This is a genomic window from Nocardioides ginsengisoli, assembly GCF_039537225.1.
GTDB lineage: Bacteria > Actinomycetota > Actinomycetes > Propionibacteriales > Nocardioidaceae > Nocardioides > Nocardioides ginsengisoli.
In genome coordinates this window covers 306,977-330,763 of sequence record NZ_BAABAC010000023.1, presented here as the reverse complement: position 1 = coordinate 330,763, position 23,787 = coordinate 306,977, and the positions used below count along the sequence as shown (strand labels likewise).

The 23,787-nt window shown below is 72.7% G+C and carries 26 protein-coding genes; 10 read left to right on the top strand and 16 right to left on the bottom strand.

Features of this window, described 5'->3' with window-relative positions:
• The 8 genes from AB4880_RS13200 to AB4880_RS13165 form a co-directional block, all read right to left on the bottom strand.
• Positions 1 to 606: alcohol dehydrogenase catalytic domain-containing protein (locus tag AB4880_RS13200; protein ID WP_367919668.1), on the bottom strand; the 606-nt coding region annotated here is incomplete at its 3' end.
• Between the two features lie 47 nt (positions 607 to 653).
• A complete protein-coding gene (gene solA / locus AB4880_RS13195) occupies positions 654 to 1,772 on the bottom strand; it encodes an N-methyl-L-tryptophan oxidase (protein WP_367919667.1) in 1,119 nt (372 codons plus the stop codon).
• A gap of 40 nt (positions 1,773 to 1,812) precedes the next feature.
• Complete coding sequence (locus tag AB4880_RS13190) at positions 1,813 to 2,772, bottom strand: PDR/VanB family oxidoreductase (protein WP_367919666.1); 960 nt, start codon at positions 2,770 to 2,772, stop codon at positions 1,813 to 1,815.
• Positions 2,769 to 3,239: a hypothetical protein gene (locus AB4880_RS13185; RefSeq protein WP_367919665.1), complete on the bottom strand. Its 471-nt coding sequence runs from the start codon at positions 3,237 to 3,239 to the stop codon at positions 2,769 to 2,771. Before AB4880_RS13185 ends, AB4880_RS13190 begins: the two co-directional genes overlap by 4 nt.
• Positions 3,236 to 4,039: an amino acid ABC transporter ATP-binding protein gene (locus tag AB4880_RS13180; RefSeq protein WP_379229194.1), complete on the bottom strand. Its 804-nt coding sequence runs from the start codon at positions 4,037 to 4,039 to the stop codon at positions 3,236 to 3,238. The genes AB4880_RS13185 and AB4880_RS13180 overlap by 4 nt, the downstream gene beginning before the upstream one ends.
• The gene (locus AB4880_RS13175) at positions 4,036 to 4,971 is read right to left on the bottom strand and encodes an amino acid ABC transporter permease (RefSeq protein ID WP_367919664.1); all 936 of its coding nucleotides are present in this window, start codon (positions 4,969 to 4,971) and stop codon (positions 4,036 to 4,038) included. Before AB4880_RS13175 ends, AB4880_RS13180 begins: the two co-directional genes overlap by 4 nt.
• A complete protein-coding gene (locus AB4880_RS13170; RefSeq protein WP_367919663.1) occupies positions 4,968 to 5,876 on the bottom strand; it encodes an ABC transporter substrate-binding protein in 909 nt (302 codons plus the stop codon). The genes AB4880_RS13175 and AB4880_RS13170 overlap by 4 nt, the downstream gene beginning before the upstream one ends.
• 21 nt (positions 5,877 to 5,897) lie before the next feature.
• Positions 5,898 to 6,977 carry a Rieske 2Fe-2S domain-containing protein gene (locus AB4880_RS13165; protein WP_367919662.1) on the bottom strand — a complete coding sequence of 360 codons (1,080 nt, stop codon included), beginning with the start codon at positions 6,975 to 6,977 and terminating at the stop codon, positions 5,898 to 5,900.
• A 125-nt stretch (positions 6,978 to 7,102) separates the two neighbouring features.
• Here AB4880_RS13165 and AB4880_RS13160 point away from each other — a divergent pair, with 125 nt between their 5' ends.
• The 5 genes from AB4880_RS13160 (at position 7,103) to AB4880_RS13140 (ending at position 12,479) form a co-directional block, all read left to right on the top strand.
• The gene (locus AB4880_RS13160; RefSeq protein WP_367919661.1) at positions 7,103 to 7,777 is read left to right on the top strand and encodes a GntR family transcriptional regulator; all 675 of its coding nucleotides are present in this window, start codon (positions 7,103 to 7,105) and stop codon (positions 7,775 to 7,777) included.
• On the top strand, positions 7,774 to 8,409 hold the full coding sequence (locus tag AB4880_RS13155) for an SHOCT domain-containing protein (RefSeq protein WP_367919660.1): 636 nt from the start codon (positions 7,774 to 7,776) through the stop codon (positions 8,407 to 8,409). The genes AB4880_RS13160 and AB4880_RS13155 overlap by 4 nt, the downstream gene beginning before the upstream one ends.
• 263 nt (positions 8,410 to 8,672) lie before the next feature.
• Complete coding sequence (locus AB4880_RS13150; protein WP_367919659.1) at positions 8,673 to 10,304, top strand: ABC-F family ATP-binding cassette domain-containing protein; 1,632 nt, start codon at positions 8,673 to 8,675, stop codon at positions 10,302 to 10,304.
• 121 nt (positions 10,305 to 10,425) lie between these two features.
• Entirely contained in the window at positions 10,426 to 11,466 is a 1,041-nt protein-coding gene (locus tag AB4880_RS13145; RefSeq protein ID WP_367919658.1) for a hypothetical protein, read from the top strand.
• The gene (locus AB4880_RS13140) at positions 11,466 to 12,479 is read left to right on the top strand and encodes a hypothetical protein (RefSeq protein ID WP_367919657.1); all 1,014 of its coding nucleotides are present in this window, start codon (positions 11,466 to 11,468) and stop codon (positions 12,477 to 12,479) included. Before AB4880_RS13145 ends, AB4880_RS13140 begins: the two co-directional genes overlap by 1 nt.
• Positions 12,480 to 12,488: 9 nt before the next feature.
• On the opposite strand, the gene AB4880_RS13135 is transcribed toward AB4880_RS13140, so the two are convergent.
• The gene (locus tag AB4880_RS13135; protein WP_367919656.1) at positions 12,489 to 13,040 is read right to left on the bottom strand and encodes an RNA polymerase sigma factor; all 552 of its coding nucleotides are present in this window, start codon (positions 13,038 to 13,040) and stop codon (positions 12,489 to 12,491) included.
• Positions 13,041 to 13,088: 48 nt separating this feature from the next.
• Between AB4880_RS13135 and AB4880_RS13130 the strand changes: the two genes are divergently transcribed.
• Positions 13,089 to 14,012 carry a serine/threonine-protein kinase gene (locus tag AB4880_RS13130; RefSeq protein WP_367919655.1) on the top strand — a complete coding sequence of 308 codons (924 nt, stop codon included), beginning with the start codon at positions 13,089 to 13,091 and terminating at the stop codon, positions 14,010 to 14,012.
• On the opposite strand, the gene AB4880_RS13125 is transcribed toward AB4880_RS13130, so the two are convergent.
• Both AB4880_RS13125 and AB4880_RS13120 read right to left on the bottom strand, forming a co-directional pair.
• Complete coding sequence (locus AB4880_RS13125) at positions 13,993 to 14,754, bottom strand: putative protein N(5)-glutamine methyltransferase (protein ID WP_367919654.1); 762 nt, start codon at positions 14,752 to 14,754, stop codon at positions 13,993 to 13,995. The genes AB4880_RS13130 and AB4880_RS13125 overlap by 20 nt on opposite strands.
• Before the next feature lie 28 nt (positions 14,755 to 14,782).
• Positions 14,783 to 15,010 (bottom strand): PspC domain-containing protein, encoded by a 228-nt coding sequence (locus AB4880_RS13120; protein ID WP_367919653.1) that lies wholly within the window; start codon positions 15,008 to 15,010, stop codon positions 14,783 to 14,785.
• A gap of 120 nt (positions 15,011 to 15,130) precedes the next feature.
• Here AB4880_RS13120 and AB4880_RS13115 point away from each other — a divergent pair, with 120 nt between their 5' ends.
• The gene (locus tag AB4880_RS13115; RefSeq protein ID WP_367919652.1) at positions 15,131 to 15,955 is read left to right on the top strand and encodes a glycerophosphodiester phosphodiesterase; all 825 of its coding nucleotides are present in this window, start codon (positions 15,131 to 15,133) and stop codon (positions 15,953 to 15,955) included.
• A gap of 10 nt (positions 15,956 to 15,965) precedes the next feature.
• Positions 15,966 to 16,901 carry a DUF5926 family protein gene (locus AB4880_RS13110; RefSeq protein ID WP_367919651.1) on the top strand — a complete coding sequence of 312 codons (936 nt, stop codon included), beginning with the start codon at positions 15,966 to 15,968 and terminating at the stop codon, positions 16,899 to 16,901.
• A 46-nt stretch (positions 16,902 to 16,947) separates the two neighbouring features.
• Here AB4880_RS13110 and AB4880_RS13105 read toward each other — a convergent pair whose 3' ends face one another.
• The 4 genes from AB4880_RS13105 to AB4880_RS13090 form a co-directional block, all read right to left on the bottom strand.
• Positions 16,948 to 17,991, bottom strand: a complete 1,044-nt coding sequence (locus AB4880_RS13105) for an adenylate/guanylate cyclase domain-containing protein (protein ID WP_367919650.1) — start codon at positions 17,989 to 17,991, stop codon at positions 16,948 to 16,950.
• A 7-nt stretch (positions 17,992 to 17,998) separates the two neighbouring features.
• Entirely contained in the window at positions 17,999 to 18,373 is a 375-nt protein-coding gene (locus AB4880_RS13100; RefSeq protein ID WP_367919649.1) for a Crp/Fnr family transcriptional regulator, read from the bottom strand.
• A 98-nt stretch (positions 18,374 to 18,471) separates the two neighbouring features.
• Positions 18,472 to 19,719 (bottom strand): arginine deiminase, encoded by a 1,248-nt coding sequence (locus AB4880_RS13095; RefSeq protein WP_367919648.1) that lies wholly within the window; start codon positions 19,717 to 19,719, stop codon positions 18,472 to 18,474.
• Positions 19,720 to 19,742: 23 nt separating this feature from the next.
• Entirely contained in the window at positions 19,743 to 20,573 is an 831-nt protein-coding gene (locus AB4880_RS13090; protein WP_367919647.1) for a prephenate dehydratase, read from the bottom strand.
• Between the two features lie 64 nt (positions 20,574 to 20,637).
• Between AB4880_RS13090 and AB4880_RS13085 the strand changes: the two genes are divergently transcribed.
• On the top strand, positions 20,638 to 21,036 hold the full coding sequence (locus tag AB4880_RS13085; protein WP_367919646.1) for a DUF4446 family protein: 399 nt from the start codon (positions 20,638 to 20,640) through the stop codon (positions 21,034 to 21,036).
• A 139-nt stretch (positions 21,037 to 21,175) separates the two neighbouring features.
• Here the strand turns inward: AB4880_RS13085 and AB4880_RS13080 are convergent, their stop codons facing one another.
• The gene (locus AB4880_RS13080; protein WP_367919645.1) at positions 21,176 to 22,753 is read right to left on the bottom strand and encodes a bifunctional phosphatase PAP2/diacylglycerol kinase family protein; all 1,578 of its coding nucleotides are present in this window, start codon (positions 22,751 to 22,753) and stop codon (positions 21,176 to 21,178) included.
• 22 nt (positions 22,754 to 22,775) lie between these two features.
• Here AB4880_RS13080 and AB4880_RS13075 point away from each other — a divergent pair, with 22 nt between their 5' ends.
• Positions 22,776 to 23,759: an aldo/keto reductase gene (locus AB4880_RS13075; protein ID WP_367919644.1), complete on the top strand. Its 984-nt coding sequence runs from the start codon at positions 22,776 to 22,778 to the stop codon at positions 23,757 to 23,759.
• Positions 23,760 to 23,787 lie beyond the last annotated feature (28 nt).

Sequence of the window (23,787 nt, the reverse complement as noted above, 5' to 3'; positions counted from 1 at the left end):
CGCCAGTGCGGCGCCCGCGATCGCAGCAACCCCGACACCACCGCAGCCGATGACCGCGATCGACTTGCCGCGGGTGATCGCGCCGGTGTTGATCGCCGCACCGATACCCGCCATCACCCCACACCCCAGCAGCCCCACCGCGGCGGGACGGGCCTTCGGGTCGACCTTGGTGCACTGCCCGGCCGCGACCAGCGTCTTCTCCGCGAACGCCCCGATACCGAGCGCCGGAGACAGCTCCGTGCCATCCTCCAACGTCATACGCTGCTTGGCGTTGTGGGTGTTGAAGCAGTACTGCGCCTCACCCCGCTTGCAGGCCCGGCACTCCCCACACACGGCCCGCCAGTTCAGCACCACGAAGTCACCCGGCGCCACACCGGTGACGTCGGGGCCGACGGCCTCCACCACGCCGGAGGCCTCGTGTCCCAGCAGGAACGGGAACTCGTCGTTGATCCCACCCTCGCGGTAGTGCAGGTCGGTGTGGCATACCCCGCACGACAACACCTTCACCACCGCCTCGCCCGGCCCCGGGTCCGGCACGTTGATCGTCACGACCTCCACCGGCGCACCCTTCGCACGCGCGATGACCGCCTTCACCTGCTGACTCATCCAGCTACTTCCTTCTCCGCCTACTCAGAACTTCGGACACTCAGGGGTCACTCGCCCGCGAACCGCGCGGACGAGAAGCACGACAGGTCGAGCGCGGGCGCCTCGGCCACCGCCAGGTCGGCGAGCACCTCGCCGACGACGGGCGAGAACTTGAAGCCCATCCCCGAGAACCCCGTCGCATAGGCGATCTGCGGGTGCTCGCGGTGCCGCTCGATGATGAAGCTCCAGTCCGGCGTCATGGTGTACATGCATGTCACCGTCTGGGTGACCGGCCCCACCGCGCCGGGCAGGTACGACGACAGCGCGCCCAGCAGCGGCGCCAGGTCGGCGTCCGTGACCTCGCGGTCGATGGTGTCCGGGGTGGTCGGCCGGGTGGTGTCGTCCATGCCGATCTTGAGCCCGAGGCCGTCCATGGCGGGCAGGCCGTAGAAGGTCCCCTCGGGGACGTCGAGCATGAAGTTCGGCGCGCCGTTCTCGCGGGCCCACAGCACCGGATCGCCCGGCGCGACGTACATGTTGACGATCCGCACCGCCTCGATCGGCAGGCCCAGCTCGCCCAGCAGCATCGGCGCCCACGGGCCAGCGGTGACCACCAGCCGCTCCGCGCGGACGACGCCCCGGTCGGTCGTCACCTTGACGCCCGAGCCGTCCGCGGTCCAGTCGAGCACGCGCTCCGGTCGCCGGAGCTCGGCGCCGTGCGCCCGTGCCAGCCGCAGCTGGGCGCTGACCGCCGCCTCGGGGCGGAGCATCCCCGACTCCGCCTCGTAGGTCGCGACCAGCGGCTCCGGCACCCGGAAGCCCGGGAACTCCGCGGCCAGGTCGGCGGCGGAGAGGACCCGTGGCATCCGGTCCCGCTCCGACTCCGGCCACTCGTCCAGCACCGACGCGGGCTGGATCGCGATCTCGCCATACAGCGAGAGCAGGTCCTCGCCGCTGTCGGCCTCGAGCTCGCACCACAGCTCGAACGCCCGGTCGACGTACGGCCGGAAGTCGGGGTCGTTGTGCGAGCGCCGGATCATCCGGTGGTCGCCGTGGGACGAGCCGAGCTGGTGCCGCTCGGGGTGCGCGTCGAAACCGAGGACGCGGTGTCCGCGGCGCGCGAGCTGGTAGGAGGCAGCGCTGCCCATCGCGCCCAGGCCGAGCACGATGACGTCGTAGTCGCTCATGGGAACCTTTCGTCCGCCCATCGGGCGGGGGAGTGGGTGGTCAGAGGTCGAGGACGAGTCGGTCGCTCAGGGCCCGGCCCACGCAGACCATCATCGTGTCGTTGGCGGCGCGCTCCTCGTCGGAGAGCAGGCTGTCGCGGTGGTCGGGGATGCCGTCGATCACCTTGGTCTCGCAGGTGCCGCAGATGCCCTCGCGACACGAGTTCGGTACGTCGAGCCCGCGCGCCTCGAGCGCTTCGAGGACCGACTGCCCCGGCGCGACCGGTACGACGTCGCCCGACTGCTGGAGGACGACCTCGAAGGCGCGCTCGGCACCCGGCTCCGTCTCGGACCGCGGCCGGGCCGCGAACCGTTCGACGTGCAGCCGGTCGGCCAGGCACAGCGCCTCGACCGCGGCCAGCAGCGGTTCGGGTCCGCAGCAGTAGACCTGGGTCTCGGGTGCGAGATTCCCCAGCAGGGAAGGGAGATCGAGCAGGCCCCGCTCGTCTTGGGGAACGACGTCGACCCGCTTCGGATGTGCCGCCGCGAGCGCGGATGCGAAGGCCATCGCGGAGCGGGTGCGACCGCCGTAGACCAGGCGCCAGGACGCGCCCGCGGCCTCGGCGGCGGCTAGCATCGGCACCAGCGGCGTGATCCCGATGCCGCCCGCGACGAACAGGTAGTCACTCGCCGGATCCAGCGGGAAGTTGTTGCGCGGACCGACCACGGTCAGCTCGTCGCCGGCCCGCACCTGCGTGTGGACGGCGCGCGAGCCGCCGCGGCCGGATTCCTCGTGCAGCACCGCGATCCGCCAGGTACGGCGGTCGGCGGGCGCCCCGGTGAGCGAATACTGCCGCGTGATCACGCCCGGCAGGTGCAGGTCGACGTGGGCACCCGGCGTCCACGCCGGCAGGTCGCCGCCATCGATCCGCTCCAGGTCGAGCGAGACGACGCGGTCGGCCTCCCAGCGCATCTGCCGGACCCGCATCCGCAGCTCCTGCTCGTCGTGCGTCGTCCTCATGGCACCCACCCGACCTCGACGTCGGAGACCGGCCGCAGCCGGACCAGCACGACCTCGCCCCCGGGCGCGGTGGTGCGCACGGCCAGCGGGTCGTCGCCGGTGAAGACCATCGCGTCGCCGGTCGCGAGCGCGTGCCGGTCCTCGACCAGCGCGGAGCCGTCGGTGACGACGAGGGCGACCAGGTCGGCCTCGTCGCGGCGCACCTCGGTCGTGCCCTCGAGGCGCAGCACCTGGAGCTCGGGCCGGACGAGGGCCGGGTCGGTGTCGACCCGGAGCGAGTGCCAGCGGCCGCCGGCGCCCAGCGCGACCGAGGCGCCGCCGTCCGAGGCGGGCGAGGCGGGCGAGGTGTGGTGGAGCCGGATCTGCCAGGCCCACGGGTCCGGACGGGTCGGCGTGTCGGGCGACGCCGCCACCTCGACGCCGCCGTCGACGGCGCGATGGGCGTTGGCGCGGAGCAGGAGTCTCATCGGACCGCCTTCACGAAGGCGCGGGTGCGCTCGTGGACCGGGTCGTTGATGACCTGCGCGGCGGGACCGTCCTCGATGATCCGGCCTTCGTCGAAGAAGACCACGCGGTCGGCGACATCGCGGGCGAACCCCATCTCGTGGGTCACCACCACCATCGTCATGCCGGTGTCGGCGAGGTCGCGCATCACGTCGAGCACCTCGCCGATCAGCTCGGGGTCGAGCGCCGAGGTGGGCTCGTCGAAGAGCATCAGCTTGGGCCGCATGCACAGTGCCCGCGCGATCGCGACCCGCTGCTGCTGGCCGCCGGAGAGCTGCCGCGGATAGGCCTTCGCCTTGCTCGCGAGACCCACCTTGCCGAGCAGGTCGATCGCCCGGTCGGTCGCGACGTCGCGCGGCTCCTTGAGCACCAGGCGCGGAGCCTCGATCAGGTTCTCCAGCACGGTCTTGTGCGGGAACAGGTTGAAGTGCTGGAACACCATCCCGATCTCGGTACGACGACGCGCGATCTCCTTGGCGCGCAGCTCGTGCAGCCGGTTGCCGCGCTGCCGGTAGCCGACGACCTCGCCGTCGACCCACAGCCGGCCGCCGTCGATCCGCTCCAGGTGGTTGATGCAGCGCAGGAAGGTGCTCTTTCCCGAGCCGGAGCGGCCGATCATGCAGACCACCTCGCCGGCCTCGACGCTCAGGTCGACGGACTTGAGCACCTCCAGCCGACCGAACGACTTGCGCACCCGGTCCGCGCGCACCATCGGCGTGCCGGTCGTCGACGGCTCCTGCTCGGTCATGGTCACGGTGCTCATCGCTGTCCTCCGACGGAGAGGCGGGAGTGGGTCGAGAAGATGCGCCGCACCTGCTGCAGCGGCGTGGGCGGCAGGTTGCGGTTGCCGCGGGCGTAGTGGCGCTCGAGGTAGAACTGGCCGACGGTCAGCACCGAGGTGACGACGAGGTACCAGACGCTGGCCACGATGAGCAGCGGGATGGTCTGGAAGTTGCGCGCGTAGATGACCTGCGCCGAGTAGAGCAGGTCCGGTACCGCGAGCACGCTGACCAGCGCGGTCGACTTGAGCATGCCGATGGTCTCGTTGCCGGTCGGCGGGATGATCACCCGCATCGCCTGGGGCAGCACGATGCGGCGCATCGTCTGCAGCCGGGTCAGGCCGAGGGCGTCGGAGGCCTCCTGCTGACCGGGGTCGACGGCGAGGATGCCGGCGCGCACGATCTCGGACTGGTAGGCCGCCTGGTTGAGCCCGAGCCCGAGGATCGCCGCCGTCATGGGGGTGATCAGCCGGTTGGCGTCGAGCTCGACGCCGGGCAGCCCGAAGCTGATCACCGGGTAGAGCGCCGCGAGGTTGAACCAGAACAGCAGCTGCACCAGCACCGGCGTGCCCCGGAAGAAGCTGACGTAGAGGTACGCCGCGGAGCGCACGACCGGGTTGACCGAGAGCCGCATGATCGCCAGCAGTGCGCCGAGGGCGACGCCGATCGCCATGCAGGCCAGGGTCAGCTCGAGCGTGATGACCAGGCCGTGCGCGATCGAGACGTCGCGCAGGTAGGTGCCGACGACGTCCCAGCCGAACCGCTCGTTGGTGACGACCGACCGCGCGAACACCACGCCGACCGCGAGGATGACGAGCGCGGAGACCAGTCGCCCCCAGTGCCGTTGCGGTACGACGGTCAGCCCGTCGCTCACCTCCTCCTCCGACTCGGTGGGGAGCAGGGTCGGCGCACTCATCGGATCAGGTCCGTCGAGGAGACGATGCCGCTCGGCGGGACGTCCCACTGCTCGAGCAGCGTGGCCAGCGTGCCGTTGTCGAGCAGCACCTTCATCGCCGCCGAGAGCGCCGGCGCGAGGGCGGAGTCGTTGGGCAGCGCGATCGCAATCGTCGCCGGCTCGTAGTCCTTGCCGGGCGCCAGCTCGAAGCTGCCGCCGGCCTCCTTGCCCTGATAGGCCATCGGCACACTGTCGGCCATGATCGCGTCGACCCGGCCGCTCGACAGCGCCAGGTTGGCCTCGTTCTGCGACGGGAACATGTGGATCGCGATCGGGGCCTTGCCCGCCTTGGTGCACGCGGCCGACAGCTTCGGCAGCACCTCGATGCCCTGGATCGAGCCCTTCTGCGCGCTCACCCGGCGGCCGCACAGCGTGGTGGTGTCGTCGAGGGTGAGCCCGTCCGGGTTGCCCTTCTTGACCGCGAGGCCGGTGCCCATCGACAGGTAGGGCACGAAGTCGACGACGCCGCGGCGCTCGTCGGTGACGCCGAACGCCGAGACCCCGGCGTCGTACTTCTTGGCCTGGAGGCCGGGCAGGATCGTGTCGAAGCCCGCATTGACGTGCTCCGCCTTCACCCCGAGGACCTCGGCGAGCGCGTCGGTCAGCTGGATGTCGAAGCCGATCATCGTGGTGTTGTCGTTGCCGAAGTACTCGAACGGCGCGTACGACGCGTCGCTGGCGAACACCAGCTTCCCGGCCGACTTCACCGACGCGGGCAGCAGGTCGGCCGCCGCCATGTTGACGTCGACGCTGGGCTTGCTTGTCGGCGCGTCGTTCGCGGTCTCGCCGGAGGCGTTGGTGCAGGCGGCGGCCAGGACGGTGATGGCCACGGCGCACAGGGCGCCGGCAGTGCGGTTGCGCAGCATGTCAGGACCTTTCGGGAGGGGTCAGGCGACGGTGACGGGACGGCGCTCGGCGGCGGTGCTGTCGGGGCTGCCGGGGCTGCCGGGGCTGCCGGGGCTGCCGGCGTTCTCGCGGGCGAGCCTCTGGCTCAGGATGCGGCGGGCCTTGGCGACGCCCGCGTCCTGCCCGATCAGGACGTCGTGCTCGCCGGCGGGCCGCTCCTTCATGCCGATCTCCTGCAGCCGCAGGGCCTCGGCGTCCTCCTCGAGCACGGTCGCCAGACCGACCTCGAGCTCCTTGGTGGCCCAGTCGGCCTCGATCGCGAAGTTGCGGGAGAACGCGTAGAAGTACCAGGTGTGGTCGGCGTCGACGGGCGTGATCCCGTTGAGGACCTTGATCAGGTAGCCCTCCTCGCGCGGGCGCCCCTCGCCGGTGATGCCGGAGTGCAGCACGTGATAGCTCGGCACGTGGAACTCGGTCGCGTGGAAGCGGTCGTAGCGGCCCTCGGTGCCCATCGTCCGCGCGTAGAGCGGCGGCGCCTCGACGCCCGGCATCAGCCGGTCGACGGTGACCACGTCGCCGTCGACCTCGACGGTGATGCCGTGCTCGTAGATGTAGTCGTCGCCGACGGTCGTCTGGTGCAGGAACGACTCGTGGGTCAGGTCGAGCAGGTTGTCGTGGATCAGGTCGTGGCGGCACTCGAAGAGCACGGTGTGCGTGACCGTCGCCCAAGCCGGATCGGCCATCCAGTGCGTGTCGGGGATCAGGCTGACGTCGGCCTGGTCCTGGTCGCCGACCCAGATCCAGAGCCAGCCGTCCTTCTCGTGCAGCGCGTAGCTGCTCACCCGCGCGCGGGTGGGGATCGAGGGCTGCGCCGGGACGCGGGTGCAGGCGCCGTCGGGGCCATAGGCGAAGCCGTGGTAGCCGCACTCGATGCTGTCGTAGACCAGGCGGCCGGCCGAGAGCGGGAAAGCGCGGTGGGCACAGCGGTCGGCGAGGGCGACCGGCTTGCCGGCGCGGGTGCGGAACAGGACGACGGGGACTTCGCAGATGACCCGGCGGGTGGGCTCACGGGTGACCTCGGTCGACCACGCGGCGACGTACCAGGTGTTCAGGACGTACATCGGATGTGACTCCTCTCACGGTGTGGATTCACTGTATACACTGGATTCAGCACCTGTCGAGAGGTGCGTCGAAAGTGCCGGCGTTCAGGGCGATCGCCGGTAGGTTGAGGTCGCGAGGAGGACCGATGCGCGAATTGGGGAAGTCACCCCGCGACACGCGACCGCTGCCCGTGCGGGTGTACGAGGAGTTGCGCGACCTGATCGTGAGCGGCGAGCTCGCGGCGGACGCCCAGCTGATCCAGGAGCAGGTCGCCGAGTCGCTGGGGGTCTCACGCACGCCGGTGCGCGACGCCTTGAACCGGCTGGCCCACGAGGGGCTGGTCACCTGGCTGCCGGGGCGCGGCTACCTGGTCAACCCGCTGACGCCCAAGGACGTCACCGAGGTCTACCAGGTGCGCCGCATCCTCGAGACCGAGGCCGCACGACTCGCCTGCGGCCGCCACGACGCCGTCTCGCTGGCCCGGCTCGACAACCTGATCGACCAGATGACGGCCCGTGACGCCGACGACACCGCGGCGATGTTCGACCTCAACCACCAGTTCCATCGCGCGCTGGTGCAGCCGTGCGACAACGAGCTGCTGCTGAAGATGCTCGACACGCTGTGGGACCACCCCGTCAACCGCCGGATCACCCGCTCCTACCTGCACACCGCCGGCTCGGCGCAGGCGATGGTCGACGAGCACCGCGAGCTGGTGGCCGCCGCGGCCGCCGCCGACGAGGAGCGCCTGGTCGCCCTCACCGCCGAGCACCTGCTGTCCGGCTACGACGAGGCGGCCCGCGACGTCGGAGCCCCGGCATGAGCATCGCCGCGAGCGGGAAGGACCAGCCGCGGCCGCCGTCCCTGCTGCGCAGCGTGCTGCCGCCGGTCCTGTTCATGCTGCTCTGCGGCGTCGTCGGTCCGGTCTTCCTGATCATCGGCCTCAACGTCGGCGACGAGCCCGGGTCCGGCTGGCTGCTGCCGACCGGCATCGGGGTGACGGTCCTCGACCTGGTGATCGGCGGGCTTCTCGGCCGCGGCCGCTACCGCTCCGCGCAGCGCAGCTACCGGCTGCACCGCCGGGGACGGTCGGCGCTGGCGACCGTGCTCGCGGCCGACTCGACGAACGTGCAGATCAACAACCAGCCGTTGATGGCGCTGCGACTGCGGATCCACGGCGCCGACATCACGCCCTTCGAGGTGAGCGCGAAGAAGGTCATCCCCTCGTTCCGGCTGCCGCTGCTCTACGCCGGCGACCTGCCGGTGCTGGTCGACCCGGAGTCGCGGGAGTGGGAGATCCAGTGGGGCGAGGTACGCCCCGTCGCTCCACCCGCCGCCGTCCCAGCGGAGAGCCCCGCCGATCGACTCGCCGAGCTCGACGGGCTGCTCGCCAAGGACCTGATCAGCCGCGACGAGTACGACGCCACCCGCCGCCGCATCCTCGACGAGATCTGAGCAGCGGGGCGCCAGGCCCCACGCTTGTAACTCGGTGTCCGTGCATCCACCACGGCGCTGTGACGGGTCACGACCCTCCGGTAGATCCCCGAACACCGAGTTACATGCCGCATCGCCGCCCATTAATTCGCTGGCGCCATCGGCGACCGCCCGCGTAGCCTGCTCACATCATGCTCATCCACGCCTGATCCGACTCGCGCCCGCGGCGGTCGCTCTGCGACCCGATGCCCGGCGAGTCCACCTCTCGCTCGAAGGCCACCGGCATGTCCACCCCCACCACACCCACCCTCGCTCCGCTCGTCGTCCGCGACCTCACGGTGACCTTCGGTCGCCGTACCGTCCTCGACGGCATCGACCTCCTCGCCCAGCCCGGTCGCCGGATCGGCCTGATCGGTGAGAACGGCGCCGGCAAGTCGACGCTGCTGCGCGCGGTGACCGGCGCCCTGCCGGCCACCGCGCAGGTCAGCGGGACCATCGAGCGTCCCGACGATCTGGCGTTCCTCACGCAGGAGCCGCCCTTCGGCGACGACGACACCATCGCCGACGTCCTCGCGACGGCGCTGCGGCCGCTGCGCGAGGCGGTCGCCGCGGTCGAGCGACTGGCCGACCGGCTCGACGAACCCGCGATCGCGGAGGAGTACGCCGCCGCGCTCGACCTCGCGCTCGCCCACGACGCCTGGGACGCCGACCGCCGGGCGCTGCTCGCCGCCGAGCAGCTCGGCCTCGACCACCTCGACCAGCAGCGGCGGGTCGGTTCGCTCTCCGGCGGCCAGCGCACCCGGCTCGCCCTCGCCACCTTGATGACCCGGCGCCCGCAGTGCCTGCTGCTCGACGAGCCGACCAACCACCTCGACGACGACGCGGTGGCGCTGCTCGTCGCCTTCCTGCGCGACCTTCCGGGCGTCGTGGTGCTCACCAGCCACGACCGCGTCCTGCTCGACGAGGTCTGCACCGACCTGGTCGACCTCGACCCGGTCGGGATGGGCACCGACGGCCGGGGCGGACGTCGCTACGGCGGCGGCTGGACGGCGTACGCCGAGGCGCGCGCCGCGGCTCGGCGCCGCTGGGAGGAGACCTGGGCCGCGCAGCAGGACGAGCTGGACCGGCTGCGCGAGGCGACCCGGATCGACAAGAGCAACGTCGCGCCCGGCCGCGGGCCGCGCGACAACGACAAGTTCATCCACGCCTTCAAGGGCCAGAACGTCGACCGCGCGCTCGCCCGCCGCAAGCGGGACGCCGAGCGTCGGCTCGAGGAGGCCGAGCGGACCCAGGTCCGCAAGCCCCCGACGCCGCTGCGGCTCGCGACCGCTCTCACCGACGCCGGTACGGCGGGCGGCCGGATGGTCACCGTCCGCGACCTCAGGGTCGACGGCCGGCTCCGGCTCGACACCCTCGACGTCGGCAGTGGCGAGCACCTCCTCGTCACCGGCGGCAACGGCACCGGGAAGTCCACGCTGCTCGGCGTCCTGTCGGGGCGGATCGCGCCGACCGCGGGCGTCGTCCAGGTCGGCGCCCAGCGGGTCGCCGAGCTCACCCAGGACCCGGTCTTCCCCGACCTCACCGCCACTGCCCACGACACCTACGTCGCGGCGGTCGGTCCCGAGCTCGCCGCGCGCCGTCCGCTGCGCAGCCTCGGCCTGCTGCCCGCCCGCGAGCACCCCAAGCCCGTCGTCCTGCTCTCGGTGGGCCAGCGGCGCCGGCTCGCGCTCGCCGTCGCGGTGGTGACCGGCCCCGACCTGCTGCTGCTCGACGAGCCGACCAACCATCTCTCGCTCAGCCTGGTCGGCGAGCTGGAGGAGGCGATCGGCGTCAGCCCCGGCACGGTGGTCGTCGCGTCGCACGACCGGTGGCTGCGGCGGCGCTGGGAGGGCTCGACGCTCGCGCTGGGGAGCTGACGTCATTCGTTCCGCGGGTGAGAGCCCACCGAACGAATGACGCGGCGGCGACATTCGGCGAACCGAACCGGAGCCCGGTGCATCACATGGGGCAAGATCGTCGATCGAGTAGGTGCCCACCATGAACCGCATGACCATCGTCTCCCTCGCCACCGCCGCCGCCCTCGGGTCCGCGGGTGGTGTCGCGTACGCCGTCGGCTCCGCCGGCACCGCCGCGGAGCCGACCAGCCGCGGCACCGACAGCGCCCCGCCGCGCACGCCGACCCCCACGCCGACCCCCACGCCGACCCCCACGCCGACCACGCCGACCACGCCGACCACGCCGACCACGCCGGCCCCCAGCGCGGACGCGTCGTCCGGCCTCTTCTACTACCTGCACGGCACCATCCACGACGGCGACGGCGAGACCCGGGTGCCCGGCATCGACCCCGACCAGGTGGTCGCGCTGCAGCGCGCGGGCGACGGCTACCTGATCGTCTACTACGGCCCCCACGAGGACCAGCAGACCGGCGTCTACGTCGACGGCGCCGGCAAGCAGTGGGCGATCGGCGTCTTCCGCGGTGGCTGGAATGTCACCGAGCAGCGCGACCGGGTCTACTTCCGCGGCGACGACGGGTGGGAGGTCGCCGACCTCGCCGCCCGCCGGACGCACGCGGTCGACACCGTCGACTTCCCGACCGCCGACGACCCGGCGCTCGCGCGGCGCCACCTGGTCGACCCGGTCACCTCCGAGGACGGCAGCCACGCCGCGGCGACCTACGACAACCCCGACTACTCGCCGACCCACCCGGTCGGCAGCTGCCTCAGCGGCGGGGCGGCAGCCGATCCGGCCGGCTGGTGGAGCGTGTGCGAGACCGGGCCGGCGTCGGTCGCGCCGTTCTCGGTCGACGGGCGCAAGCTGCTCACCGCGACCACGGTCGGCGACGGTCCGGGGCCCTCGGAGCTGCAGGTCCGCAATGCCGACACGGGTGTCGTGGAGCGGCGGATCGACCCCGGCGGCTACCGGATCAGCGCCGCCTGGGGCCCCGACCCCGGCATCGTCTCCACGGTCACCGGCGACGACGCGTCGAGCAAGGTGACGCTCAGCCGCTGCGTCGTCGCCACCGGCCACTGCACTGCGCAGCTGCGCGTCGAGGGCACGCTCGTGCTCGGGAGCCGGTGATGGACCGCCGCACGCTCGCCGCGCTGTCGGTCGCGGGGGTCGTCGGCATCGTCGCCGGAGCCGGTACGGCGCTCGGTGCCGGCCACTCCGACCAGCCGTCGGCCGGCCACCACGCGCCTGCGAAGCCGAGGCCGCGGGCGCTCTGGCTGACCTCCCACGAGCTGCACGACGGCGCCACCGTCGTCCGGCTCGAGGGCGTCGCCTTCGTGACCAGCGTGGTGCGCGACGGCGACCACTGGATCGTGCAGGACGTGCCGGACGACCCGCAGGCGTCACCACGGGTGCTGCGCGTCGACCGCGACGGGCGGGTCGTCGTCCTGGCGGAGGTCGAGGGGCGCGGCGACATCAGCGCCGACGGCACGCAGCACATCGGCCTCGACAAGACTGGCAAGGGCTATCAGGTCACCGACCTCACGACCGGCCGCGCCACGCGCGTGCCGCCCGCGCCCGACCCCGGCGACGCCGAGGGCACCGCGCTCTTCGACGGGGAGGACGTGATCACCGGCTGGTCGCCCACGGGCACGACCTACTACCGCTCCACCCGCAGCGGTGAGGACCTCGCCATCGTCGGCCGCGACGTCGTCGACGGCCGCTTTTCACCCGACCGCACCGCGTACGTCGGACTGCAGGTCGGACTCGGCCGCACCTGTGTGCGGGGCGGCGCGGCCACCGAGGACGCCACGCTGTGGAAGGACTGCCCGGCGGGGCTGGCCACCGCGTCGCCGTACGCACCCGACGGCAGGCGGCTGGTCACCACCGACACCGGCCTCAAGGAGGGCTGGCCGACGAAGGCGACGATCCTCGACGCGGCGACCGGCCAGGAGAAGGCTCAGATCCCGCTGCCGAAGGAGGTCTTCGACGTCGCGATGCTCGCCGACGACGAGATCGTCGCGCTCAGCGTCACCGGCCCGGACGGGAAGCAGACGACGACGGTCCGCACCTGCACGGTGTCGGGCGGGTGCGTCGTGGTCGGCAGGGCCGCGGGCGTCGGGATCCTCGGCGGCGGCCGCTGAGCGCGGAGCTCAGGCGTCGTGGACCCGCAGCAGCGGCCGGACGGCCTGGCGGGCGTGGTGGATCCGCGACTTGATCGTGCCCAGCGGTGCGTCGAGCAGCCGCGCGATCTCGTTGTAGTCGAGCTCCTGGATGTCGCGCAGCACGAGCGGCTCGACCAGCTCGGGGCTGGTCGCGGTGAGGACCTCGAGCGCCTCGAGCAGGTCGAGCCGGCTGCCGGCGATGACGCTGGTGGTGCGCGGGTCGGCGTGGACGGGCAGCTCGTCGACGGGGTGCTCGGCGGCGCGGCGCTTCAGCGAGCGGTACGTCGACCGCGCGCTGTTGGACGCGACCGCGTGCAGCCAGGTGGTGAACCGGCTGCGCCCCGCGAACGTGTGAATCTTGGTCGCGACCAGGAGCAGGGCGTCCTGCGTCGCCTCCTCGGCGTCCTGGGGGTGGAGCAGCATCCGCCCGCAGATGCGTCGTACCCGCGGCTGGATCGCGGCGAGCAGGTCCTCGAGGGCGTCACGGTCGCCGGCGGCGGCGCGCAGCGCGAGGCCGTCGAGATCGATCGCCTCGTCCATGGCCTGCCTCCCCGAGTGACTCCTGACGTCTCGGGCACAATACGCACCGTGTCCCTGCCGGAACGACTCGGGAGGCTCCGCCGCATCGACCGGATCGGAGCCGGCGGCTTCGCGACCGTCTGGCTCTATCACGACGACGAGCTGGACTCGCCGGTCGCCGTGAAGGCGCTCGCCGACAACTGGGCGCAGCGCACCGACGTCTGCGACCGCTTCCTCGAGGAGGCGCGGATCCTGCGCCGCGCCGACAGCGACCACGTGGTGCGGGTCTACGACATCGGCGAGGCCGACGGGACGCCGTACTTCGTGATGTCGTACGCCGACCGCGGCTCGGTCGCCGACCTCCTCGCCGACGGCCCGGTGCCGCCGGAGCAGGTCGTCGACCTGCTCACCCAGGCGGGCGAGGGCGTGGCGGTGCTGCACCGGCACGGGATCATCCACCGCGACATCAAGCCGCAGAACCTGCTGCTCCGCTCGACGCCCGACGGCGGCGTGCGCGTCCTGGTCGCCGACCTCGGCGTCGCCAAGGCGATGCTGCACGCGAGCGGGCTGACCCAGGTCGTCGGCACGCCGAGCTATATGGCGCCGGAGCAGGCGACCGGGATCGGCCTCGACCTGCGCGCCGACGTCCACGCGCTCGGCGCGGTCGGCTATCACCTGCTCACCGGCCGGCTGGTCCGCGATGGTGGCATCGGCGCGCTCGCGACGCCGGTGCTGCCGCCCGCGCCGTCGCGGGTCGCCCCCGTGCCGGCGTCGTACGACGCGGTGCTGCTGCGCGCGCTCGCGCCCGATCCGGCCGACCGGTGGCCGGACGCGCCGTCGTTCACGGCCGCGCTGCGGGCGGCGGCCGCAGGTGAGGCGCCGGAGCCCGCAGGGGTGGAGCGCCCCGGCATCGGGCCGGTGCTGCTGTGGTCGCTGCTGGTGCTGGTGGTCTGCTTCGGCGCGGCCTACGGCCTCACGACGCTGCTCCAGTGATCACCGTGGTCTCGCGCTCGTCGTCGTGGTGGACGCGCGGCGTCAGCCCCGCGGCCCCGAGCACGGCGGCGGCGAGCGGCGCCTGCGCCTCGGACACCTCCGAGTAGACCATCCCGCCCGGGCGCAGCCACCGGGGCGCGAGCGCCGCGACCCGGCGGAAGACGTCGAGGCCGTCGCTGCCGCCGTCGACGGTGCCGCGCGGCTCGTGCTCGCGCGACTCCGGCGGCATCAGCGCGACCGCGTCGGTGGGGACGTAGGGGACGTTGGCGACGATCGCGTCGACCTGCCCGCGCAAGGCGGCGGGCAGGGGCGCGTCGAGGTCGCCGGCCACGGCGGTGCCCCCGACGGGGGCGAGGTTGCGGGCCGCGCACGCGACCGCGATCGGGTCGACGTCGGCGGCGTGCACGCGGAGGCCGGGGTGGCGTCGGGCGAGGGCGAGGCCGATCGCGCCGCTCCCGCAGCACAGGTCGACGACGACGCTGTGGGCGGTGAGGGTGGGCGCAGCCACCTCGACCAGGTACGCCGTCCGCTGCCGCGGCACGAACACGCCGGGGTCGAGGACGACCCGGCCGCCGTCGAAGGCGACCCACCCCACGACGTACTCGAGGGGCTCGCCGGCGACCCGGCGCCGGACCAGCGTCTCGAGCTCGTCGGGGCTGCCGGCCGCCTCGGTCAGCAGCGCGGCCTCCTCCTCGGCGAAGACGCAGCCGGCGGCGCGCAGCCGGGTGACGAGGTCGGGCACCCGCCCAGCCTAGGGGTGGGCGAGCGCGTCAGCCGCGTGGCATCAGCCACCAGCCGGCGAGGTAGACCAGCGCGGCGCAGCCGCCGGTGAAGACGGTCGCGGCGACCATCAGCAGGCGGACGATCGTCGGGTCCATGCCGAGGTGGTGGGCGACGCCGGAGCAGACGCCGGCGACCATCTTGTCGCCCTCGGTGCGGGTCAGCCGGCGGGGCGCGGACGGGTTGTTCGGGTGGGGGTAGCTGTCGTAGTTGCTCATGCCTCCACCCTGCCCGGGGCGGCGCTCGCGGACATCGGGGAACGACCCCGGCCGTACCCGGAGCCGCCCCTGAGGGAGTGGCGCCGTCGGCCCTGAGGAGCGTGCTGACAAAATGGACGCGTGCCGGACCTCCCCGCCCGACGACCGCAGGTGGTCGCCCACCGCGGCGCCAGCTTCGAGCTCGCCGAGCACACGCTCGGCGCCTACCTGGAGGCGCTCGACACGGGTGCGGGCGGCCTCGAGTGCGACGTCCGGCTCACGGCCGACGGGCACCTGGTGTGCGTCCACGACCGCGACCTGCGTCGTACGGCGTCCAACAAGGGGCTGGTCTCGACGATGGACCTGGCCGAGCTGTCCGAGCTCGACTTCGCCGCGTGGAAGAACCCGTGGGCCGACCTCGACGACGAGGCGCCCGACGAGGACGAGGGCCTGCGCGGCGTCCTCACCCTCCGCAAGCTGCTCGAGACGGTCGCCGACTACGACCGGCGGGTCGAGGTGGCGATCGAGACCAAGCACCCCACCCGCTACGGCGGCCTGGTCGAGAAGCGCCTGGTCGAGATGCTGCGCGACTTCGGCTGGGACCAGGCGGGCGCCCCGGTGCGGGTGATGAGCTTCTCGTTCACCGCGTTGCAGCGCGTCGAGCGGCTGGCGCCGGAGATCCAGCTCGTGCAGCTGCTCGACAAGCCGAACTACTGGCCGATGCTGCGCCGCGTCATCGGCAAGGACTGGATCGTCGGCCCCGGCATCCGGATGCTGCGCGACCACCCGCGCGTCGCCGAGTCGATCGCCCGCTCGGAGCGCGACATCCACGTGTGGACCGTCAACTCGGAGAAGAGTCTCCAGCGCTGTCTCGACCTCGGCGTGAAGGCGGTCATCAGCGACCGGCCGCGGCTGATGCTCGACCTGCTCGACGCCCGGTTCGGGCCGGAGCCGTCGGGCCGGTAGTTTCTGCCGCATGGCGAAGAAGAACCGCACCAAGTCCGCGTCCGAGACCCCGGCCGGTGAGGTCGGTCCGCGCCAGCCCTGCCCCTGCGGCTCGGGCAAGCGCTACAAGGCGTGCCACGGCGCCCCCGGCGGCGGCCAGGTCTTCGTCAAGCGCCCGTTCGAGGGCCTGCCGTCGGAGACCGACCTGGTCGCGATGCGCGAGCTGGTGCCCGCCGCCACCGCGACGCTGAACCTCAAGGGCGACCACGCCGACCGCGTGGTCAAGCTCTGCACGCTGCTCCCGATGGCCGCCCCCGCGTTGGTCCGCGACAGCGGCGAGATCTGGCTGGGTCTGCAGGTCCAGCACGGCTTCGGCGACCCGGCCCGCGACCTCGGCGCCGTCCTGCTCGAGGCGCTCGCCGCCGAGCCCGGCGCCGGCATGGTCGGCCTGACGAGCGAGCCCGGCCCCGGCCCGCGGCTGCAGGACCTGGTCGAGGACGGCGACCTCGCGGTCGAGGTCCACGAGGGCTTCGACTACTGGGTCTCCGACATGGACGCCAGCTCCGAGCTCGCCCAGGCGCTCGAGCAGGCTGAGGGCGCCGCCGCCCCGACCGCCCGGCTCACCGAGGTCACCGCGGCGTACTGGACCCGGATGGGCGCCAAGGAGCACCTGCGCTGGGTGATGCCCGAGCCCGAGGACGCCCTGCTCACCGCGCTCGCCCGCCTGCACGTCGCCGGCGACGACGTCATCGTCCCCGAGGCCCGCCTGGTCGGCATGTTCCGCGCCCACGGCCTGCTCGCCCCCGTCTGGGACCTCCCCGTCGGCACCGGCCCCGAGGCCCTCGAGGAGCCCGCCGCCGCCTTCAAGGCCAAGCTCGACGCGGCCCTCGCCGACGACTCCGACCTCAGCACCGAGGAGCGCTCGGCCCGCAGCGGCCTCGCGAACCGTCAGGTCACGATCCGCTGAGTCGTCGTACCGGACGATTGGGTCGCGGATCGGACGATCTCGCGACCTACTTGTCCGGTACGACGGGCAGCAGCGACCACACCTTGAGCCGGGAGTAGCCCTTCACCGACACCCGGCGCAGTCGCCGGAAGCGGTAGCCGCCGGCGTGGTCGGAGGCGTGGTCGGAGGCGTGGTGGTCGGCGTCGTCGTCCTCGTGGCCGGTGAGGGCCTCGTAGGTGCCGACGTCGACCAGGACGCTGTTGGGCCGGGCGACCGAGGTGAGCCGGGCGGCGATGTTGACGACCGGTCCGAAGACGTCGCCGAGGCGGGTGACCACCTCGCCGTAGGCGACGCCCGCGCGGACGGCGGGGAACGGGTCGTCGGGGTCGGCGCCGCGACGGGTGAGCTCGAGGGCGATCTCGGCCATCGCCTCGGGGGAGTCGGTGACGATGAGGAGCTCGTCGCCGATGTTCTTGATGATCCGGCCGCCGCGGTCGACGGTCAGGCTCAGCACCGCCGACTCGAACTCCTCGAGCCAGGTCACCAGCTCGCGGTCGGAGAGGGTGCGCGAGCGGGAGGTGTAGCCGACGATGTCGACGAAGCAGACCGCGAGCATGGACGCCGTACCGGACGAGCGCTCGGCGAGCAGCCGGGCGCTCGCGCTCAGCAGGTGGCGGCGCCAGACATAGCTCTGCAGCTCCTCGACCCGCGGCATCACCTCGTCGGAGACGGCGAGCAGTCCCTCGGTCGCGTCGCTGCCCATCTCGGTGGCGACCGAGGCGAGCAGCGCGACCTGCCAGTCGGCGAGCCGGGCGAAGCTGCGGCCCCAGGTGCGGACCAGGCCGTCCTGCCGGTCCTGGCTCAGCACGCCGAGCCGGATCAGGTCGGAGGTCAGCTGCAGCGCGCGGACGTCGGCGGGGGTGAACGCGACCGCGTCGTCGGGCACGTGCGCGAAGCCGAGCAGGTGCCACAGCTCGTTGGCGGTCTCGAGCGGCACCCCGGCCTGCTCGGCGACCTCGCGCTGGGTCAGCTGGGGCCGCGCGCCGAGCAGGTGCTCCTCGAGCGCGTCGACGACCCCGCCGGCCTCGGCGGGGCCCTCGGACGCGGTCACGGTGAGGTCAGCCCTCGGCGCCGAGGCGCGCCTGGGCGACCTCGACGAGCGCGTCGTGGAACGCCGGCCACTCGGCGTCGAGCTCGCGCAGGGTCTCGTCGGTGAGGTGGATCGTGTCGAGCGGGGTGAGCGCGACGATGGTGGCGTTGCGCAGCTTCTGGCCCACGATCGCGGCCTCGCCGACGATGTCGCCGGAGCCGAGCTGGGCGATCTCGGAGCCGTCGCGGCGCACGGACACGGAGCCGGACAGGATGATGTAGGCCTTGTCGGCCGGGGTGTCCTCCCAGATCGGCGACCAGCCCTCGGGGAGCTTCACCCGCCGACCGGTCGCGCTGATCCGGGCGATCTCCTGCGGGGAGAAGTGCTCGAAGAACGTTGCCATGCTGACCCTTTCGCTGTGTCGGCCGGTGGTTGCGTCGCGGCCGGCGCCCCATGTGGCGTCACCGCTGACCTTAGTCGGCGGATCGGCGGCGCGGGAGGCTAAGCGTCCAGCATTGCCGCATCCCGTACGGCGAGCGGCTCGCGCGCCACCGGACAGCTCAGGCAGCGCGGTCCGCCGCGCCCCGACCCCAGCTCCGAGCCCGCGATCCGGACCACCTCGATCCCGGCCTCCTCGAGCCGCGCGTTGGTGCGGTCGTTGCGCTCGTAGGCCACGGCCACCCGCGGCGCCAGCGCGAGCGTGTTGTTGCCGTCGTCCCACTGCTCGCGCTCGGCGGTCACCCGGTCGAGGCCGGTGTCGATGCGGTGCAGCGTGTCGATCTGCATCGCCTTCGCCGCCGCGACGAGGAAGGGCTCGGGCCGCGCGACCCGGACCTCGTCGCCGTGCGCGGTGATCGCGTACGCCGTGAGCGTGTCGGCGACATTGGGGTACATCACCACCTGGTCGACGTCGACCATGGTGCAGACCGTGTCGAGGTGCATGGTGGCCCGCTCCATCGCCAGCGGTACGGCGAGCAGCGTGCTCGCCAGCCCCGCCGCGAAGAGCTCGCGGGCCAGACGCTCCGCTCCCGCCGGCGTCGTCCGCTCGCCCACGCCGACGGCGACCACCCCGGGCGAGAGGAGCAGCACGTCGCCTCCCTCGAGCGGCTCGCTCTCGTGGCCGTGCAGGAGCGCGGCGCCCGCGAACCGTGGGTGGTGGCGGTAGATCAGGTCGGTCAGGTGCGACTCCCGGTGCCGTGCGCGCATCGCGGGGGAGGTGATCGCGACCCGGTCGCTGAGCCAGACCGAGGAGTCGCGGGTGAAGATCAGGTTGGGCAGCGGGTCGAGGAGGAACTCGTCGTCGGCGAGCAGCGAGGTCACCAGCGTCGACGGACCGACCCCCGCGCGCACCTCGTCGTTGCGGACCCCGGCGGTCAGCAGCCGGGTCAGCTCCTCGGGCGCGGCGTCGGCGAACAGCCGGTGCAGGTGGGCGCGGACCGCGTCGCCGAGCCGCCGGCCGGCGTACCCGTCGAGCGTGGTGTGGGCGATGGCGGCGCGCGCCTCGTCGTCCGCGAGGGTCTCGGTGAGCAGGTCGGTCAGGTAGACGATCTCGACCCCGCGCGAGCCCAGGGTCGCGGCGAAGGCGTCGTGCTCGTCCTGTGCCTGCGCGACCCACGGGATGCCGTCGAAGAGCAGCCGGTCGTGGTTGTGCGGGGTCAGCCGCGCCAGCTCGGGGCCGGGCCGGTGCAGCAGGACCGTGCGCAGCCGGCCGACCTCGCTGTCGGCGCCGGCGCTGGGATGGCCTGCCATCCCCCCACCCTAGGTGCCCGAGGTCAACCCCGGAACGGGTCGGCGGGGTAGACGCCGAGCACCTTGATGTCGGTGGTGAAGAAGGTCAGCTCCTCCAGCGCCCGCTTGAGGCCCGGGTCGTCGGGGTGCCCGTCGACCTCGGCGAGGAACTGGGTGGCCGCGAACTCCCCGCCGACCATGTAGCTCTCGAGCTTGGTCATGTTGATGCCGTTGGTCGCGAAGCCGCCGAGCGCCTTGTAGAGCGCCGAGGGCAGGTTGCGGACGTTGAACACGAAGCTGGTCACGACCGGTCCATTGCCCTGCGGCGCCTGGACGTAGTCCGGCGAGAGCAGCACGAAGCGGGTGGTGTTGTGGTCCTCGTCCTCGATGTCCTCGCGCAGGATCCGCAGGCCGTAGATCTCCGCGGCCAGCGGCGGCGCGATCGCGGCCTGGGTCGGGTCGGCGGCCTCGGCGACCTCGCGCGCGGCGCCGGCGGTGTCGCCGGAGATGATCGGCTTGAGGCCGAGCTCTCGGATCACCTTGCGGCACTGGCCGAGCGCGTGGACGTGGCTGTGCACGGTCTTGATGGTGTCGACGTCGGCGTCCGGGATCGCCATCAGGTGGAACTGGATGCGCAGGAAGTGCTCGGCGATGATGTGCAGGCCCGAGTCCGGCAGGAAGTGGTGGATGTCGGCCACCCGGCCGGCGATCGAGTTGTCGATCGGGATGAGCGCCAGGTCGCAGTCACCGCTCGCGACCGCCGCGAAGACGTCCTCGAAGGACGCGCAGGCGACCGCCTCGGCGTCCGGGTAGTGCTGCTTGCACACGATGTGCGAGTTGGCGCCGGGTTCCCCCTGGTACGCGATACGGGCCATGCGCACAGGGTAGTGGCGGCGCGTGGGTGCGCTCGCGGCCGTCTCGGCCGACTACCGTCGACCCATGGCCGTCGTCCTCGCCCTGCTCGCCCTCGTCGTCGCCGTCGCCGCACTCGTCGTCGCCCTCCGCCACGGCGTACGTCGTCCCGCGGCCGACGAGGAGGGCCTGCCCGCCGACGCCGCCGGCCTGCGCCGCGAGGTCGCCGCACTGCGGGCCGAGGCGGTCGGGGCGCTGCGCCACCTGGCCGTCGTCCGCTACGACGCCTTCGAGGAGATGGGCGGGCGGTTGTCGTGGTCGCTGGCGCTGCTCGACGACTCCGGCGACGGCGTCGTGCTGACCTCGATCCGGGGCCGCAACGAGGCGCGGACCTACGCCAAGTCGGTCGTGCGGTGGAGCAGCGACCAGGAGCTCTCGCCGGAGGAGAACGAGGCCGTCGGGCACGCCCGGATGGCGCGGTCGTAGGGGTTCGGTCGGGTTCGGTCGGTTCGCGGGGCCGCCCCCTGCTTGCGTCGAGTCGTGTGCCTGAGAACCCCTGTGGACGGGTTCTCAGGCACACGACTCCGCACCGGGACCGTGCGGCGGGCTGGTGTGAGCGGCGCGCTCAGCGCGGCACGCGCACCAGCACCCGCCCGTGCACGCACTCCATCCGCAGCTCCGCACCCAGCCCGATCGTGTCGCCGTCCAGCTGCCGCGGCACCTCCGTCGACGCCCGGACGACGACCTTGCGCCCGGTCATCCGCGCCACGGACTCGCCCGCGTTGTGCTCGCGGCGGGTCATCACGCGCAGCACCAGCGGGATCCAGCTCAGGAACCGCCGGGGGTAGAGCAGGACCACGTCGAGCTGCCCGTCGTCGATGGTCGCGTCGGGCAGCAGCACCATGCCGCCCTGCAGGCTGCCGACGTTGCCGATGACGCAGGTGCGGGCCCGGTGCTTGGTGAACGGCCCGTCGTCGACCGAGATCTCCAGCCGCATCGCCGGGAACATCAGGCCCTTGAGCGCAGAGAGGACGTAGGCCAGCCAGCCGACCTTCTTCTTGAGGTCCTCGTTGACGCCCTCCATGATCGCGGCGTCGAAGCCCATGCCGGCCATCACCATGAAGTGCGTCGGCTCGAGCCCGTCGCCGTCGACCTCGACCATGTCGATGGCACGGTCCTGGCCGGTGAGCGCGATGTCGATGGCAGCGCGGATGAAGAGCGGGATCTCGAGGTTGCGGGCGAGCAGGTTGCCCGTGCCCGCCGGGACGACGCCCACCGCGATGCCGGTGCCCGCCAGCTCGGCGCACACCTCGCGGACGGTGCCGTCGCCGCCGCAGACGATGACCAGGTCGGCGCCCTCGACGGCGGCCTGCTCGGCCTGTCCGGTGCCGGAGTCCTCGACGGTCGTGAGGTACCACTTCGGCGGGTTCCAGCCCGAGTCTGCGGCCATCTGGCCCACGATCGCCTGGAACTGCTCGACCGACTCGACCTTGATCGGGTTGAGGACGACGGCCAGGTTGCGCGCCGACGGGAACGGGTCGGGCAGCGGCTCGGCCTTCAGCGCGTGGCTGCGGGGGAGCGGGTTGTAGAGCGCCAGCCCGAGCATGAGCACGCCCACGCCGAGCAGTGCGCCGCCGACGACGTCGCTGGGGTAGTGGCGCCCGAGCAGGATGCGGTCGGCGGCCACGAGCAGGAAGGCCAGCACGGCCACCGCGCCGATCAGCCGGCGGATCGCCGGCCGTCGTACGAGCATCACCGCGAGCAGGATGACGAGACCGCTGAACGCCGCCGCCGACGAGGTGTGCCCGGAGGGGAACGCGTTGGAGTGCAGGAAGTACTGCGGGTCCTGCCACACCGGTCGGCCGCGGCCGACGAACACCTTGCTCAGGTAGGTGAGCAGCGCGGTCGCCGACATGACGGCGACGACGAGCACCGCGGCGCGGCGGTGGCCCTTGATCAGCATGGCGACGGCGAGGACGACGACGGTGGCCGTCATGCCCGCCGTACCGGCGCCGAGCTCGATGGCCCGCAGCGGGTGCGCCAGCCAGCCCTGGTCGGCCGCCCAGTCGCGGGCGGCGCGGCCGCTGTCGTCGAGCGTCGTCAGCCACGACACGTCGGCGGCGACCGCCAGCGCGACCCCCACGAACAGGACGAGCAGGATCAACGAGGCCAGCAGTGGGGTCCGGCGGGGTCGGTCGAGCACCCCCGGAGGATAACGTCGGGGCATGGCCTCACCCACGTCCACGACCCTCGGTCGGTCCGGTCTCGTCGTCTCCCGGATCGGTCTCGGCTGCAACAACCTCGGCCGTCCCGGCGCCGCGACCGAGTCGCAGGAGGCCACCGACCGGGTGATCGGCGCGGCGCTCGATGCGGGCATCACCTTCTTCGACGTCGCCGACACCTACGGCGCCACGCCGGGGCTCGCCGAGGAGCGGCTCGGCAGGGCGCTCGGCGTACGACGGGCCGATGTGGTGGTCGCCACCAAGTTCGGCATGGACATGCGCGGCGCCAACGGCCCCGACTTCGGCGCCCGCGGCTCGCGGCGCTACATCCGCAACGCGGTCGAGGCCTCCCTGCGCCGGCTCGGCACGGACTGGATCGACCTCTACCAGTTCCACACCCCCGACCCCCGCACCCCGATCGACGAGACGCTCTCGGCGCTCGACGACCTGGTCCGCGAGGGCAAGGTCCGCTATCTCGGCCACTCCAACCGCTCCGGCTGGCAGATCGCGCAGGCCGAGTACGTCGCCCGCGAGCTCGGCGTCGAGCGCTTCGTCTCCGCGCAGAACCACTACAACCTCACCGACCGCCGGGCCGAGTGGGAGGTGCTGCCCGCGGCCCGCGAGTTCGGCCTCGGTGTGCTGCCCTACTTCCCGCTCGCCAACGGCCTGCTCACCGGCAAGTACGCCTCGGGCAACGCGCCGGCTGGCAGCCGGCTGAGCCACACCCGCCAGCACCTGCTCGAGGACGCCGTCTCCCCGACCCTGCAGGCCTACTCCGCCTTCGCCCGCGACCGCGGCATCTCCGAGGTCACCGTCGCCGTCGGCTGGCTGCTCGCCCAGCAGCCGGTCGCGTCCGTCATCGCCGGCGCCACCTCGACCGAGCAGGTCGCCGCCAACGCCGCCGCGGAGAGCTGGACGCCCACGCCCGACGACCTCGCCGAGCTGGACGGGCTGTTCCCGCCGCCGGAGCCCGTGTCGCCGTTCTGAGGGTGTCGGAATCCCCTCTTCAGCGGGG

Excerpts from the sequence above, each read along its gene's own strand:
- AB4880_RS13175 (WP_367919664.1), bottom strand. The coding sequence starts at position 4,971 with ATGAGTGCGCCGACCCTGCTCCCCACCGAGTCGGAGGAGGAGGTGAGC.
- AB4880_RS13090 (WP_367919647.1), bottom strand. The coding sequence starts at position 20,573 with ATGGCCCGTATCGCGTACCAGGGGGAACCCGGCGCCAACTCGCACATC.
- AB4880_RS13140 (WP_367919657.1), top strand. The coding sequence starts at position 11,466 with ATGGACCGCCGCACGCTCGCCGCGCTGTCGGTCGCGGGGGTCGTCGGC.
- AB4880_RS13155 (WP_367919660.1), top strand. The coding sequence starts at position 7,774 with ATGAGCATCGCCGCGAGCGGGAAGGACCAGCCGCGGCCGCCGTCCCTG.
- AB4880_RS13160 (WP_367919661.1), top strand. The coding sequence starts at position 7,103 with ATGCGCGAATTGGGGAAGTCACCCCGCGACACGCGACCGCTGCCCGTG.
- solA (WP_367919667.1), bottom strand. The coding sequence starts at position 1,772 with ATGAGCGACTACGACGTCATCGTGCTCGGCCTGGGCGCGATGGGCAGC.
- AB4880_RS13145 (WP_367919658.1), top strand. The coding sequence starts at position 10,426 with ATGAACCGCATGACCATCGTCTCCCTCGCCACCGCCGCCGCCCTCGGG.
- AB4880_RS13075 (WP_367919644.1), top strand. The coding sequence starts at position 22,776 with ATGGCCTCACCCACGTCCACGACCCTCGGTCGGTCCGGTCTCGTCGTC.
- AB4880_RS13135 (WP_367919656.1), bottom strand. The coding sequence starts at position 13,040 with ATGGACGAGGCGATCGATCTCGACGGCCTCGCGCTGCGCGCCGCCGCC.
- AB4880_RS13165 (WP_367919662.1), bottom strand. The coding sequence starts at position 6,977 with ATGTACGTCCTGAACACCTGGTACGTCGCCGCGTGGTCGACCGAGGTC.
- AB4880_RS13150 (WP_367919659.1), top strand. The coding sequence starts at position 8,673 with ATGTCCACCCCCACCACACCCACCCTCGCTCCGCTCGTCGTCCGCGAC.
- AB4880_RS13100 (WP_367919649.1), bottom strand. The coding sequence starts at position 18,373 with ATGGCAACGTTCTTCGAGCACTTCTCCCCGCAGGAGATCGCCCGGATC.
- AB4880_RS13110 (WP_367919651.1), top strand. The coding sequence starts at position 15,966 with ATGGCGAAGAAGAACCGCACCAAGTCCGCGTCCGAGACCCCGGCCGGT.
- AB4880_RS13095 (WP_367919648.1), bottom strand. The coding sequence starts at position 19,719 with ATGGCAGGCCATCCCAGCGCCGGCGCCGACAGCGAGGTCGGCCGGCTG.
- AB4880_RS13190 (WP_367919666.1), bottom strand. The coding sequence starts at position 2,772 with ATGAGGACGACGCACGACGAGCAGGAGCTGCGGATGCGGGTCCGGCAG.
- AB4880_RS13185 (WP_367919665.1), bottom strand. The coding sequence starts at position 3,239 with ATGAGACTCCTGCTCCGCGCCAACGCCCATCGCGCCGTCGACGGCGGC.
- AB4880_RS13170 (WP_367919663.1), bottom strand. The coding sequence starts at position 5,876 with ATGCTGCGCAACCGCACTGCCGGCGCCCTGTGCGCCGTGGCCATCACC.
- AB4880_RS13085 (WP_367919646.1), top strand. The coding sequence starts at position 20,638 with ATGGCCGTCGTCCTCGCCCTGCTCGCCCTCGTCGTCGCCGTCGCCGCA.
- AB4880_RS13120 (WP_367919653.1), bottom strand. The coding sequence starts at position 15,010 with ATGAGCAACTACGACAGCTACCCCCACCCGAACAACCCGTCCGCGCCC.
- AB4880_RS13180 (WP_379229194.1), bottom strand. The coding sequence starts at position 4,039 with ATGAGCACCGTGACCATGACCGAGCAGGAGCCGTCGACGACCGGCACG.